Annotated in this window: 14 protein-coding genes; 11 read left to right on the top strand and 3 right to left on the bottom strand. The window is 40.3% G+C overall.

Translation table 11 applies throughout. From position 1 onward, the window contains the following. Positions 1–24: 24 nt before the first annotated feature. Positions 25–579, top strand: coding sequence for a hypothetical protein (locus AC1XUO_RS18055; RefSeq protein WP_483331172.1), 555 nt, complete (start codon positions 25–27; stop codon positions 577–579). Positions 580–661: 82 nt separating this feature from the next. Continuing rightward, the gene (locus AC1XUO_RS18050) at positions 662–1,870 is read left to right on the top strand and encodes a GTP-binding protein (RefSeq protein WP_483331171.1); all 1,209 of its coding nucleotides are present in this window, start codon (positions 662–664) and stop codon (positions 1,868–1,870) included. Positions 1,871–2,216: 346 nt separating this feature from the next. Here AC1XUO_RS18050 and lptB read toward each other — a convergent pair whose 3' ends face one another. Beyond that, positions 2,217–2,948 (bottom strand): LPS export ABC transporter ATP-binding protein, encoded by a 732-nt coding sequence (gene lptB / locus AC1XUO_RS18045; RefSeq protein ID WP_483331170.1) that lies wholly within the window; start codon positions 2,946–2,948, stop codon positions 2,217–2,219. Positions 2,949–2,983: 35 nt separating this feature from the next. Next, positions 2,984–4,696 (bottom strand): single-stranded-DNA-specific exonuclease RecJ, encoded by a 1,713-nt coding sequence (recJ, locus tag AC1XUO_RS18040; RefSeq protein ID WP_483331169.1) that lies wholly within the window; start codon positions 4,694–4,696, stop codon positions 2,984–2,986. Between the two features lie 143 nt (positions 4,697–4,839). Here recJ and ruvX point away from each other — a divergent pair, with 143 nt between their 5' ends. From ruvX to AC1XUO_RS18025, 3 genes are read left to right on the top strand one after another with little or no spacing between them, the layout of a single operon-like run. Beyond that, on the top strand, positions 4,840–5,259 hold the full coding sequence (ruvX, locus tag AC1XUO_RS18035) for a Holliday junction resolvase RuvX (protein WP_483331168.1): 420 nt from the start codon (positions 4,840–4,842) through the stop codon (positions 5,257–5,259). A gap of 47 nt (positions 5,260–5,306) precedes the next feature. Continuing rightward, complete coding sequence (def, locus tag AC1XUO_RS18030; protein WP_483331167.1) at positions 5,307–5,897, top strand: peptide deformylase; 591 nt, start codon at positions 5,307–5,309, stop codon at positions 5,895–5,897. Between the two features lie 37 nt (positions 5,898–5,934). After that, complete coding sequence (locus AC1XUO_RS18025; protein ID WP_483331165.1) at positions 5,935–6,732, top strand: amidohydrolase; 798 nt, start codon at positions 5,935–5,937, stop codon at positions 6,730–6,732. 1 nt (position 6,733) lies between these two features. On the opposite strand, the gene gatC is transcribed toward AC1XUO_RS18025, so the two are convergent. Beyond that, entirely contained in the window at positions 6,734–7,021 is a 288-nt protein-coding gene (gene gatC / locus AC1XUO_RS18020; protein ID WP_483331164.1) for an Asp-tRNA(Asn)/Glu-tRNA(Gln) amidotransferase subunit GatC, read from the bottom strand. Positions 7,022–7,629: 608 nt separating this feature from the next. On the opposite strand from gatC, the gene AC1XUO_RS18015 reads away from it, so the two are divergent. From AC1XUO_RS18015 to AC1XUO_RS17990, 6 genes are all read left to right on the top strand, one after another. Continuing rightward, positions 7,630–8,469: a MotA/TolQ/ExbB proton channel family protein gene (locus AC1XUO_RS18015; RefSeq protein ID WP_483331163.1), complete on the top strand. Its 840-nt coding sequence runs from the start codon at positions 7,630–7,632 to the stop codon at positions 8,467–8,469. A gap of 64 nt (positions 8,470–8,533) precedes the next feature. Then, complete coding sequence (locus AC1XUO_RS18010) at positions 8,534–9,148, top strand: ExbD/TolR family protein (RefSeq protein WP_483331162.1); 615 nt, start codon at positions 8,534–8,536, stop codon at positions 9,146–9,148. A gap of 27 nt (positions 9,149–9,175) precedes the next feature. Beyond that, positions 9,176–9,742 (top strand): ExbD/TolR family protein, encoded by a 567-nt coding sequence (locus AC1XUO_RS18005; protein WP_483331161.1) that lies wholly within the window; start codon positions 9,176–9,178, stop codon positions 9,740–9,742. 57 nt (positions 9,743–9,799) lie between these two features. Then, a complete protein-coding gene (locus AC1XUO_RS18000) occupies positions 9,800–10,624 on the top strand; it encodes an energy transducer TonB (protein WP_483331160.1) in 825 nt (274 codons plus the stop codon). A 224-nt stretch (positions 10,625–10,848) separates the two neighbouring features. Beyond that, positions 10,849–11,808, top strand: a complete 960-nt coding sequence (locus AC1XUO_RS17995; protein ID WP_483331159.1) for a PstS family phosphate ABC transporter substrate-binding protein — start codon at positions 10,849–10,851, stop codon at positions 11,806–11,808. Between the two features lie 90 nt (positions 11,809–11,898). Beyond that, complete coding sequence (locus AC1XUO_RS17990; RefSeq protein ID WP_483331158.1) at positions 11,899–13,641, top strand: tetratricopeptide repeat protein; 1,743 nt, start codon at positions 11,899–11,901, stop codon at positions 13,639–13,641. The last annotated feature ends 28 nt before the right edge of the window (positions 13,642–13,669 follow it).

Below are 13,669 nucleotides of genomic sequence, written 5' to 3'. Positions count from 1 at the left end.
TACAATCGGATTATTACAATAATTATGAGTATCAGGATTTTCGCTACCTTACCCGTAGTCTTCGCATCGACATTACTTCACATTGGTTGCTGCCTTTTACCTTTGTTTTCCCTTATAGGCACTTCTCTGCCTTATCTGAATTTTTTTGCCCGTTACAAACCAGTTTTCGTGTGGATTCAGTTGGCTGTTATGTTTTACCTGATTTTGAAAATTATTCTGGACCTATTAAGAGTTAGGTCATTTTGCAATACCACCGATCGCATCATACATTTTGTGAGTTTAGTCATTGCGATTGGTGGAATAGTGGTCAGCAACTATGGGCCATTTAAAAATGAAAATCAAAAGCTGGCTGAGCAGCGATTTTTGTTTTTCAAAAATCACCGTCAGCTGGAAGTCAATCTTTTCGGGGAATATGATGAAGAGACTTTGAGAAACGACTTAGAGCGTATGAAAGGAATAAAGTCAAATCGGATATCGATTGTTAATGACACACTCACACTGACTTTCCAAACCAATCAGGTTTCCAGTCAGGAAATTATCAGGAATTTGAGATCCAAAGGATATGGTTTGGTTGAGTAGATTTTAATTAATGCAACGTTGTTGCATTAATTTGTTTATTTATATATTTGCAACAATGTTGCAAATATATAAATAGCGAACTATGATTCATAAAAAACTTCCGGTAACGGTGCTGAGTGGATTTCTTGGTGCTGGAAAAACCACTTTACTAAACCATATCCTTCACAATAAAGAGGGATTAAAAGTTGCCGTGATCGTAAATGACATGAGCGAGGTTAACATTGACGCTCAGTTGGTGAAAAATGAAAATACGCTGAGCCGAACCGAAGAAAGGCTGGTGGAAATGTCAAACGGTTGCATCTGTTGTACACTTCGTGAAGATTTAATGATTGAAGTGCAAAACCTGGCTAAGGAAAATCGTTTTGATTACCTGTTGATCGAAAGTACCGGAATCTCGGAACCTGTCCCGATTGCGCAAACATTCAATTTTGTGGATGATGAAAATGGAATTGATCTGGCTAAATGGGCAACGATCGATTGTATGGTAACTGTCGTGGATGCGTTCAATTTTTCAAAGGATTTTGGTTCTTTGGATACCATCGTGAGCCGGGATCTAAATGAAGATCATTCGGATACCCGTACGATTGTGAATTTGCTAACCGATCAGATCGAATTCGCTGATGTTATTATTTTAAACAAAGTGGATCTGATTTCAACTTCTCAACTTTCCGAATTAAAAGCTGTGCTAAAAGCACTCAACGCAACAGCACGTCTTATCGAAAGCAGTTTTTCAAGGGTTGAACCAAAGGATATTCTTAACACCGGATTATTTAATTATGATGAAGCATCCCAATCTGCGGGATGGATTCAGGAACTTAAAAAGCTGGAAAGCGGAACTCACACGCCGGAATCTGAGGAATATGGAATTAATTCTTTTGTGTTTCGGGATAAGCGTCCCTTTCATCCGGAACGTTTCTGGAATTATCTTTCGCAAAATTGGCCTGCCGGGATTATCCGCAGCAAAGGATTGTTCTGGATTGCTTCCCGTCCGGGCGATGCTTTAAATTGGAGCCAGGCAGGTGGTTCGCTGCGTGCGGAAGGTGCGGGAGTTTGGTGGGCGAGTATGCCGTTGAGTCAACGAGTTCGCTATCAGGCATATATTGATAATCGGGAATCTATCGAATCGCGTTGGGGAAGGTTTGGTGACCGAACCAATGAGCTTGTGATTATTGGCCAGGATATAGATCAGAAGGCGATTATGGCAGAACTTGAAGACTGTTTGTGTGATGGCCAGGAAATTCTTCACATGGAAAAACAAGGAAAATTCAAAGATCCTTTTCCAGTGTTTTAAATTTAATGCATTTCGACTATTTAGATTTGTTCAAAATAATTCCTTAAAAGTTTTGAATGATTCTAAATAGATTATACATTTGTCTCATCAATAACGGAGATGAGATGAACGAGTTGATTTTTAGTGAACCAGCAGTGCTTTCGGAGTCAAATAACTTTTGGTCAAAATCGCTGATCCAGCAGACGGAATGCGTTTTTAAAGACTGCTGCAAAGCCTATAAAAAGAAAGGAAAATACTGTAAAAAGTGTCCTAAAAAATAAGTTTTAGTTAATACAGTTCATGGTGAATAATTGTAAGAGAGGGAGTGCCAGTGAGCGTTCCCTTTTCTATGCTGGAGACAAATTGACTATACTTTTCGCTTCAACTCAAAGTGTTGTCCCAGGTAAACCCTTCTCACCTGTTCGTCTTCCGCCAGCTCCTCAGCAGTACCCTGTTTTAGAATTTTACCCTCAAACAATAAATAGGCACGGTCAGTGATTGACAAGGTCTCATTTACATTATGATCGGTAATCAAAATTCCGATATTTTTTGTTTTCAGCTTTGCGACGATACTCTGAATATCCTCAACCGCAATTGGATCCACCCCAGCGAAAGGTTCGTCAAGCAAAATAAACTTTGGATCAACGGCAAGCGACCGGGCAATTTCAGTTCTGCGGCGTTCGCCACCTGACAAAACCATACCTTTGCTTTTGCGAACATGCTGTAAATGAAATTCTTCCAACAGTTCTTCAACTTTTTGTTTTTGATCCGCTTTTGAAAGATTAGTCATTTCCAGTACAGCCAGGATATTTTCTTCGACCGTCAAAGAGCGAAAAACCGAAGCTTCCTGCGCGAGATAACCCAACCCTAAACGCGCGCGCTTGTACATAGGAAGGTCGGTAATATCCTTGTCATCCAGAAAAACTTTTCCGCTGTTTGGTTTAACCAGGCCAACAGCCATATAAAAAGAGGTGGTCTTGCCAGCACCGTTCGGGCCTAACAATCCAACAATTTCTCCCTGTTCAACCTGATAACTAACATTATTATTGACGAGGCGCGCTCCGTATTTTTTTACCAGATTTTCGGTTCTTAATATCATTTTTCAATTATGGGAATTCAATAATCGTCAGACGGCTATTGGAATTTGACATCTTTCAGGAACAACTGTAACGTTTTTTTATCCCGAAAGTTATTCTCTTCAAGATTATAACAGATAGAAAATGGCTTGCCCTTGATCAGTTCTGCGTATAAGTGCGCCATACCGAATCCAATGGCTGTAAAAATAGGTGAGCCGTTTTGTTTAACATCAAATTTAATATGCTTTTCCTTCATGATTGTCGGTTGTCCGGCGAGCAAAACATTTTTACTTTCAAACACTGGCGTCATATTTCCGGGTCCGAAAGGCCCCATTTGCCTGAGAATATTGTAAAACTTTGCCGTCACCGCATTTAAATCAAGTTCAAGATCGATATTAATCATCGGAATCAGTTGATCAGGAAGGATCCTGCTGCTGACGATTTTGTCAAACTTAGCCCGGAAAGCATCAATATTTTCTAACGGTAAGGTTAAACCCGCTGCAAAAGTGTGCCCGCCAAATTGTTCCAGTAATTCCGAACATTCTTCGATCGCTTCATATACATCAAATCCGGGAACAGACCGTGCCGAACCCGCAGCTTTTCCATGCGATTGAGTCAAAATAATTGTAGGACGATGATATTTTTCGATACACCGGCTGGCAACAATTCCGATCACACCTTTGTGCCAGTCTTCCTTATATAGTACTGTACTTCTTGCTTCCGTAAACCAACTGTCATTTTCAATCATGAACAGCGCTTCTTCCGTAATACTGCTGTCGAAAGTCCGTCGCTCGCTATTATGCTGATTTATTTCATACGCAAAATCTGTCGCTTCCTGCTCTTCTTCAGAGAGTAAAAGACGAACGGCTTCTTTCGCATGTTTGATACGCCCGGCAGCATTGATCCGCGGTCCCAAACCAAATACTACATTAGTAATGTCGAGCGTGCCGGTTATTCCTGCAATTTGTATCAGCGCTTTCATACCTACGCGCGGCGCGGCATTCAGCCTTTGAAGGCCAAAATAAGCAAGAACCCGGTTCTCTCCGGTGATAGGAACGATATCGGCAGCAATACTTACTACCAACAGATCCAGATATTCGAACAAGGTTTCCTGTGGGATATCGTGTTGAATACAAAAAGCCTGTAACAATTTAAACCCGACACCGCAGCCGGTTAGTTCTTTATATGGATACAGGCAATCTTCCCTTTTGGGATCTAAAACGGCAACGGCCGGTGGAAGTTCATCGCCAGGGCGGTGGTGATCACAGATAATAAAATCAATCCCACGGTTGTTTGCTTCTGTCACTTTATCAACCGACTTAATTCCGCAGTCCAGCGTGACAATCAGCGAAAAACCATTTTCTTGCGCAAAATCAATACTCTGCCAGGAAACGCCATACCCTTCGTTGTACCGGTCAGGGATATAGTAGTCGAGATTGTCATAAATTTTTCTTAAAAATCCATAAAACAATGTTACCGAAGTGGTGCCGTCCACATCATAATCTCCGTAGACCAGAATTTTCTCGCCGTTGGCAATTGCTTTGGACAAACGTTCAACCGCCAGATCCATATCCTGCATAAGATAAGGATCGTGCAAATGGGATAGGTCCGGACGGAAAAAATTACGGGATTGGTCAAAATCTTTAATGCCGCGCTGAACCAAAAGTGTTGCCAAAAATAGGTTCACTTTTAGAGCCTCAGCCAGTTCACTCGCAACTTCCAGTTGATCAGAGGGTAATTCAGGGATTTGTATCCAACGCTTTTCAATCATATCTACAAAGATAATCGGATTCCGTGATGCATGTATGAAAATCTACGATCGGTCATTCGAATCAGGGAAAGCTAAGTGAAAGGTCTTATCTTTGCAAGAATATTTTTAGTCACATATTGACTATTCACTTATAGTTTACAAAAATGCCTCGTTTATTGGCTATTGATTACGGTGCAAAGCGTACCGGTATTGCTGTAACGGATCCGTTGCAAATCATTGCAACGGCACTGGAAACGGTCAGGACGCATGATCTTCTGGATTTTTTGAAAAAATATTCTGAACGTGAGCCTATTGAAGCTTTCATCATCGGAATGCCGAAAAGACTTGATAACACTGAAAGTGATAACGCAGCAAGAGTGCATACATTTGTGAAGCTTTTGAAAAAAAGTTTTCCTGATATTCCGGTTCATACCCATGACGAAAGATTTACGTCGTCGATGGCCTTGCAGTCGATGATCGCCGGAGGATCGAAAAAAAGCGACAGACGAGAAAAAGGAAATATTGATAAAATAAGCGCGACCATTATTTTACAATCCTTTATGGAGAGTAAAAGGTTATTTTAGTATTTTCTGTTTAAACCTAATTTATATAATTTTCAATACACAGTAAGATGATTTACCCAATCGTAGCCTTTGGTGACCCAATTTTAAGAAAGCAGACACGCTTTATAGAAAAAGATGAAATGGATCTTAAAAAGCTTTCGGCAGATATGTTCGAGACGATGTACTCTGCTAACGGCGTAGGCCTGGCAGCTCCGCAGGTTGGATTGAATATCCGTGTTTTTGTCGCCGACGGAACGCCTTTCAGTGAAAAGGATGAAGACGACGACGATGATGAGGAGGTAGATTTGAGCCTGGTTGGTTTCAAAAAGACATTTATCAACCCGGAAATTCTTGAAGAAGACGGAGAAGAGTGGGCGTTTGAAGAAGGCTGTTTAAGTATCCCGGGAATTCGCGGTGATGTTTATCGCCCGGAAAGAGTCTTAATCCGTTATCGTGATACGGATTGGAATGAATTTACCGAAGAATATACAGGAATGGCTGCGCGGATCATTCAGCATGAATATGACCATTTACTGGGCAAACTTTTTGTTGATTACCTGCCAACATTGAAAAAACAACTTATAAAGAAGAAGCTGACCGATATTTCAAAAGGCAAAACGGACGCAGACTATCGCATGCGTTTTCCTGGTCGCAGATAATAAATGTTGTTTAGTTTTTAGAAATAATTTGCTGCTGATGCGTACTGAGCCGGTCGACAAACTTGCGGTTTGTATGATACAAACTGAATTGTACTGGGAAGATATTACTGCGAACCTTTCGTCTCTGGAAGAAAAAATCGCGAATATCGAACAGCCGGTTGACGTGTTTGTTTTGCCTGAAATGTTTAATTCGGGTTTTACGATGAACACGAAATTCGCAGAGCATATGAATATGACCACGACCAGGTGGATGAAATATATGGCATTGCAAACAAACGCATTGATCATTGGAAGTTTTGCTGTGAAAGAAAATGGCAGCTTTTTTAACCGGTTAATGTGTGTTCAGCCGGATGGTGAAATTTTTCACAGTGATAAGCGGCATTTATTCAGAATGGGGGAGGAGCACCAGAATTACAAGCCGGGGAATTCGCCGTTGCGCGTTAACTGGCGTGGCTGGAATGTTTTCCCTTTGGTTTGTTACGATCTCAGATTTCCTGTTTGGAGCAGAAACTCTTCCTCAGATCCCTATGACCTTCTTATTTACGTCGCTAACTGGCCCGCGCGACGCGCACATGCGTGGAATACGCTTCTGAAAGCCCGCGCTATAGAAAATCTGAGTTATGTGATAGGTGTGAACAGGGTAGGTGCAGATGGAAATGGAATTATGCATCAGGGCGATAGTGCTGCACTGGATTTCCTGGGCGAACCATTGCTAAGTCTCGGAGACAAAGAGCAGGAAAAAATTATACATCTTTCAAAGCCTGGTTTATCAGAATACCGGGAAACTTTCCCGGCTTACCTGGATGCGGATAATTTTATTATTTCGAAACAGTGAGTTATTCTATCACTTTCGGTACCTTAATATACACCCCGTCCTGACTAGGCGCATTGGCGAGTGCCTCGTTTCTTGTCAGACTATTGTTCCCTGAATCTTCGCGCCAGTTGTTGACTTCATCCATAATATGTGTCAATGGCTCTACACCTTCTGTATCGATCTCATTGAGCTGTTCCATCCATGTTAAAACATTGTCCATACTGTTCAGAAGAGCAACCTCTTCTTCCGGTTTTACATGAAGTCTGGCCAGGTGAGCGATTTTCTTTAAGGACTCTTGATCGATTTTCATGATATTAAGAATTTGTTATGTTAGCGTCTGGAGGTAAATTAGAATCCAAAATTACCACATTTTTGCGAACTCAAAGAAATAATGGCTTTTTGAAGATTATTCGTAACAGAAAATCAGATTTATAAACTTAAAAATAATCCGAATTTTCAAAATGGACATTTTTCAATTTGAGGAATCTTTAAAATATACCAATTCCGGCAGGTAGTTGACAAATATTATTTGCTTTTGTAAGCAAAAGATAAAATTTTTTAAAATGTATTGTTGTTTTAAAAAAATATGTTCCTAGGCTTTGAGGCGGATAGTGCAATTTTATATAACTCTCTGAAATCACTATATATCGTTCTTTATCAATGTAAAATACCCAATAAAAACAAAAATTAGTCAAGCAGGCATTCTTAAAATTATACAATTGGCAATTTATTCATGCAGAATTGGAATAAAAAAACCAGACAAATGCTTGCTTTTTTTTAAAAGGAAAACTCATACTTTTGTAGAATTCAAAATAGTAACACCACAATCAAAATTTTATTTTACAAAAACCTAGTTTAACCAAAACTTTTATTTAATTCACAACCAAAATCTCAATTTAACCTTTAAAAGTAAGTCTGATGGAAAAGAAAGCAACGACTCCGGCACCAGCACCAAAGCCTGCAACAGCAGCACCAAAAGGCTCAGGTGGTTTGAACCCGGCATTGGTAATCCCCCTACTATTTGTTATTGCCCTATGTGTTTACATTTTCGTTTTAGGAGCTCCGGATCACTTTATTGATGGAGATCATGAAAAAGGGCCAAAACCAGGAGACTATTTCGGTATCGTTCACGAAGGAGGACCTATTGTACCAGTTTTGATGACTTGTTTTCTTATTGTTCTTGTGTTTACAATTGAGCGTATCATTACGATCGGAAAAGCTAACGGTACTGGTAGCATCGATTCATTCGTTCGTAAAGTGAAAAGTCTTCTTGACAAAAACCAAATTGACGAGGCTATCAAAGAATGTGATAAGCAAAAAGGATCAGTTGGTAATGTTATCAAAGCAGGTTTAGTTAAGTACAAACAACTTGCTGTTGATGGTGCTCTTGACAAAGAACAAAAACTTGCCGCTTTGCAGAAAGAGATTGATGAAGCAACTACGCTTGAACTTCCAATGTTGCAGAAAAACCTTACGATTATCGCAACCCTTGCCGGTGCTTCTACACTTATCGCCCTTCTTGGAACGGTACTTGGTATGATCAAAGCGTTCGCGGCTCTTGGTGCATCTGGTTCTGCTGATTCTGGTGCTCTTGCAGCGGGTATCTCTGAGGCCCTTATCAATACAGCGATTGGTATCGGTACATCTGCAATTGCAACTGTTTCTTATGCATATTTGAACAGTCGTGTTGATGACCTTACTTACAGTATTGACGAAATTGGTTTGAGCATTCAGCAAAATTTTGCAGCTCATTATTAATAGTAATATACTATTGATATATAATTTTCGTTAATATTAAAAAAACTTATATATTTGTAAAGTTATGGCAATAGTTAAGCCCAAGAAACATCCACCTCACATGGATATGACGCCCATGGTGGATCTGGCGTTCTTGCTACTGACATTCTTTATTATGACGGCGACGTTTAAAACCAATGACGCGGAGGTTACAACTCCAAGTTCGGTATCGACGATTAAAGTGCCGGATGATAAAATTATGATCATTAGTATTGACAAAACGGGAAAAGTTTTCTTTGGTGTGGATGCTCAGACAACAAGAATATCAATGTTGGATAACATCGCTCAATCTAAGGGAGTTACTTTCACAGATTTGGAGAAAAAGAAATTCTCGCTTCAGTCAAGCTTCGGATTTCCATTGAACCAGTTGAAAGCCTTTTTGAACACGCCGGAAGCGCAGATGTCTCAGATTAAACAACCAGGTATCCCTGTGGATTCATCGGGAACAAGTGAGTTGGCTGACTGGGTATATGCTGCAAGAAAAGCAGATCCTGGATTAAGAATCGCTTTGAAAGGAGATAACCTTGCAAAATTCCCTGTTTTCAAGGATGTGTTAGGAAATCTTCAGTCGCAGAACATTAACCGATTCAATTTGATCACAGGTAGCGAAGATGCTCCTGCAGGTTTCAAAATGGATTAAGTATTTCACTTGAAATAAAAGACTAATATGTCAGCAATAGTAGAAACCGGTGGTGGTGGTAAAGGCGACGGTAAAGTTCGCGGCAAGAAATTGTCCACCAATGTTGATATGACACCGATGGTGGATTTGGGCTTCTTGCTTATTACGTTCTTTATGCTTGCAACGACAATGTCGAAACCTACGTCGATGACATTGAACGTTCCTGACAAAACAGAAACAAAGGATGAAACCGAACCACTTAAAGCGTCAAAAGTACTGACACTTTTCCTGGGTAAAAATGATGACGTCTACTATCTTGACGGTCTTGCGGCTGATGATCCAAAGGCAGAGGAATCTTTAAAGACGACTCGTTTTGGTTCTGATTTGAGAAGCGTGATTTTCGAATCGGCTAATCGTATCAATGCTGCAAACGCGAAAGACGAAAAGGGTTACGGCGCATTTGTAGTCGTTATTAAGCCTACGGTTGTATCTACTTACAAAAACATGGTGGATGTGTTGGATGAAATGGCCATCACCAAGTCTAAGAAGTACGCACTCGTAGATAACCTTACCGACTCGGAAAAGAAGTTACTTGGAGACAAAGTAAAACCATAAGGACAGCCCTTAGGTTTAGTAAGAAAGATTATTTTTTAACATTATAATTTAAACGCCATGGCAGAAGTTAGCCCGAATGCAACACTGGATGATATAGTGTTTGCTAATCGTAATAAGGCGTATGGTGCATTTTCACTGAGAAAGGGATATCGTGCAGATATTACCAAATCAACATTGATCGGCGCTGCTCTTTTTGTTTTCGCAATGTTTTCTCCTGCATTGATTGATGCGTTTAAAGGTGAAGAAGAAAAAGAGGAAGTAATGGTTAACGTGGATTTAATGAATTTGCCACCACCGCCAATAGACCCGACGGAGCCACCGCCACCGCCGCCGCCGCCAATCGAGCAGCCTAAGGTAGCAACGGTGAAGTTTTTACCTCCCGAGGTAAAAATGGATGAAAAGGTTCCGGAAGAAACGCCTCCGCCAACAGTTGAGGATTTGAAAGAAGCAGTAATTGCAGACAAGACAGTTGAAGGTGATCCAAATGCTGACGAGATAATCGTGGCTCCGGAACAAGTTGCTGCTCCTAGTAAAGGAACAGTGGTAGAAGCCGCTCCTGCTGAAGAGAAAGTATTTACTGTGGTTGAGCAACAACCTGAGTTTCCGGGTGGAACAAGTGAAATGTACAAATACTTAGGTAAAAATATCAAGTATCCAAGTGCAGCTTCTCGTGCCAATGTATCTGGAAGAGTATTTATGTCATTCGTTGTTAATACGGATGGAAGTATCCAGGATGTTGCAGTACTTAAAGGCTTAGGTTTTGGTTGCGATGAAGAAGCTATCCGCGTTGTGAAAGCAATGCCAAAGTGGAAACCAGGTAAGCAATCAGGACGTGCAGTTAGGGTTAAATATAACTTGCCTATTAATTTCCAACTTGAGTAACTCATGAAGGAAAAACCATTGCATGAGAAGATCATAGGTCTTGCTTCTTTGTTAATGGCTCTGGTATACATAGGAGGAGGGATCTATTTGATCGCCTCCTCCTTATCTTTTAGTTTGCTCCCTGTTGGAAGTATTCAAAGGACTGCCTTTGCTGGCATACTTATTTTATACGGTTTTTACCGGGGTTACAGGGCTTGGAAGAAATGAGTTAACATCAAAGAAGCATGAAATATCGGTTCAGCACAGTAGTTGGAAGTTTTGTATTAATGTCGTTTTTGTTTTCGGGATGTTCAAAATCGTCGGAAACGCAGCGAGATAATCCTGTTCAGGGTACAATTACGATTGCTGCTGATGAATCTTTTAAGCCCCTCGTAGATGCACTTACAAAGGCATATACAGGAATTTATCCAAGAGCACATTTTAATGTGGTTTATAAACCGGAACAGGAAGCCATTCTGGAATTGCTTGAAGATAGTGTAAGATTGGTCTTTACCACGAGACAACTGGCTGAGAAAGAGATTTCGATGGTCAAACAGCAGGATGGAATTCAAAAAGCGCATCACATAGCACTGGACGGATTGGCACTTGTTGTTAGCCAGACCAATAGAGATAGCCTGATTACAATGGATGAACTGAAGTCAATTGTAGAAGGTAAAATTACAGATTGGTCCCAGTTAAAAGGTAGCAGCCAGAGTGGGCCTATTACGTTGGTATTCGATAATGCAAATTCGAGTAACCTGAATTTTATTATGAGCAAATTTGATTTGAATAGCATTCAAAACTTGCGCATCAAATCTGCTGGTTCAAATAAAAATGTAGTAGACGAAATTAAAAAAAATCCGTTAAGTCTGGGTTTTATTGGTGTGAACTGGATCAGCGACGGGCATGAGAAGTTGGCAAGGGAACTTTCAGAAGGGATTAGGGTTTTAGGTGTTTCCAATAAATCTAATCCTTCTTCAATTGCAGATTATTATCAGCCTTTTCAAAATGGACTTGAACTGAAAAATTATCCCCTTTCCCGTGATGTTTATATCATAATTAGGGAAGGATATCCCGGACTTGGCGGGGGAATGTTGAATTATATAGCACGGGATGTTGGAGGTCTTATTATCCAAAAAATGGGTCTGATCCCAACGGTAGTGTATCCAAGAGAGCTCGAAATAAGGACCGGACAAAATTTTTAGTGTTCTTATACAATTTATTACATTTGGAACTTGTTTATTAGAGGCCAAATTTTTTGTCATTATATTAACCGGGTAAAAATGAACAGAAACATGAGAATGAAGTTAGCAGCGCTGGTATTATGCGTATTTTCTTTGGTAAAGGTACACGCACAAACAGCACAGGACGGTTTGGCTTTATTACACGCAGAGCGTAATAAGGAAGCGGGGGACGTGTTTACCAAATTAGCAACGGGATCTCCGTCAGCTGATAATCAATATTATCTTGGTTACTATTACGTAATCACTAAACAATTGGATGAGGCGCAAAAAGCTTTTCAAAAAGGGCTTGAGCTTGACGACAAATCATACCTTAATCAGGTTGGTTTAGGAACAGTGGCTTTGGGTAAAGGTGATCGTGCCAAATCTAAGGAGCTTTTTGACCTTGCAGAAAAGAAAAAAGGGAAAGACGCAGAAATTTTGTTCCGCATAGGAGAAGCATATACCTTGTTCGAGAAATCGAACGATCCTGCTGAGGCTATCCGACTTTTGGATGAAGCTGTGAAAAGAGACAAAAATCTTGCAGATGCTTACATTGCAAAAGGTGATGCTTTAATGTTGCGTAATGAAGGTGGTGCTGCTGTAACTGCATATGAATATGCTTTGACCGCAAAACCTAATTATGCTGTTGCTCATAACCGTATTGGATCAGTTTATTTGAGAGGTAAGAACTATAATCTTGCTCTTGAAAACTACAAAAAAGCAATTGAATCAGACCCGAACTTCGGACCTGCTTACAAAGATTTGGCAGAGCTTTATTTCTTCGCTCAGAAATACAAACAAGCTGCTGACAATTTTGACCTTTATATGCAGAAAAGCGGAAATGTTGATCCTGAGACTAAACTTCGTGCTGCACAGTTTGCATTTACAGCTGATGACTATGCAAAATCTTTGCAGATACTTGACGAAATGAAAGGACAAATCAATAATCCTATCACGCTTCGTATGTATGGATGGTCGTATGCTAAAACTAACAATCCTGATAAAGCAATTGAAAGCTTGAATGAGTTTATCAAAGTTGCTCCGGATAAAGTTATTGGCGATGACTACAAATACCTTGGTCGTGCATATAATTCAAAGGTTACAGACGGAAAAGGTTATGATTCAACAGGTGTTCTTTATATCTTAAAGGGTGCTGATATGGATACTAGTAAAACAGACGCCGCTACAACTTATAAAGAAGTGGGTGCCTTGTATTACGCTGCTAAGGATTTTCCTAATGCTGCAATGACTTACAACAAAGGTATCAACCTTGACACTGCGAAAGCTTCCGCAAATGATTACTATTACTTGGGTCTGTCGAAATTTCAATCGGCCGGTGCGCTTGGTTCATTAGATAATGCTGCTGGTGACAGTGCGCAGATTGCAGCTAATAAACAAGCAATGTATTTATCAGCTGACTCAACTTTTGCAATCGTAACACAGAAGCTTCCTGATTGGCCTTATGGATACTATTGGAGAGCAAGTGCGCTTTACAATGCTTATGACAAACAGGAAAACATTGATAAGGGTATTTCTGCGCCATATTATATGAAGCTGGCTGAACTAGCTGAGAAAGATCCGGATCCATCGAAATACAAGTCTTATTTGAAACTGGCTTACAACTATTTAGCGTTCTACAGCCAGACTACACTAAAAGACGAAGCGAAATCGAAGGAGTACTGGACCAAGTTGTTAGCAGTAGATCCTACAAGTGCTGCTGCGAAAGAAGCACTTGGCATGGCTCCTGCTGCTGATTCAACTGGGACTGCGCAGCCAAAAGCTGCTGCTGTTAAAAAAGCAGCCCCGAAAAAGTAAAAAAGGAATATCAGTATAAAATGAAAAA

It is taken from the genome of Dyadobacter sp. HNCC25DJ186 (assembly GCF_056895235.1).
This window is presented reverse-complemented; position numbering and strand designations above follow the sequence as displayed.

Coding starts and splice junctions, on each gene's coding strand:
- recJ (WP_483331169.1), bottom strand. CDS start 4,696: ATGATTGAAAAGCGTTGGATACAAATCCCTGAATTACCCTCTGATCAA.
- AC1XUO_RS17990 (WP_483331158.1), top strand. CDS start 11,899: ATGAGAATGAAGTTAGCAGCGCTGGTATTATGCGTATTTTCTTTGGTA.
- AC1XUO_RS18025 (WP_483331165.1), top strand. CDS start 5,935: ATGCGTACTGAGCCGGTCGACAAACTTGCGGTTTGTATGATACAAACT.
- gatC (WP_483331164.1), bottom strand. CDS start 7,021: ATGAAAATCGATCAAGAGTCCTTAAAGAAAATCGCTCACCTGGCCAGA.
- AC1XUO_RS18055 (WP_483331172.1), top strand. CDS start 25: ATGAGTATCAGGATTTTCGCTACCTTACCCGTAGTCTTCGCATCGACA.
- AC1XUO_RS18005 (WP_483331161.1), top strand. CDS start 9,176: ATGTCAGCAATAGTAGAAACCGGTGGTGGTGGTAAAGGCGACGGTAAA.
- AC1XUO_RS18015 (WP_483331163.1), top strand. CDS start 7,630: ATGGAAAAGAAAGCAACGACTCCGGCACCAGCACCAAAGCCTGCAACA.
- AC1XUO_RS18010 (WP_483331162.1), top strand. CDS start 8,534: ATGGCAATAGTTAAGCCCAAGAAACATCCACCTCACATGGATATGACG.
- AC1XUO_RS18000 (WP_483331160.1), top strand. CDS start 9,800: ATGGCAGAAGTTAGCCCGAATGCAACACTGGATGATATAGTGTTTGCT.
- AC1XUO_RS17995 (WP_483331159.1), top strand. CDS start 10,849: ATGAAATATCGGTTCAGCACAGTAGTTGGAAGTTTTGTATTAATGTCG.
- AC1XUO_RS18050 (WP_483331171.1), top strand. CDS start 662: ATGATTCATAAAAAACTTCCGGTAACGGTGCTGAGTGGATTTCTTGGT.
- ruvX (WP_483331168.1), top strand. CDS start 4,840: ATGCCTCGTTTATTGGCTATTGATTACGGTGCAAAGCGTACCGGTATT.
- lptB (WP_483331170.1), bottom strand. CDS start 2,948: ATGATATTAAGAACCGAAAATCTGGTAAAAAAATACGGAGCGCGCCTC.
- def (WP_483331167.1), top strand. CDS start 5,307: ATGATTTACCCAATCGTAGCCTTTGGTGACCCAATTTTAAGAAAGCAG.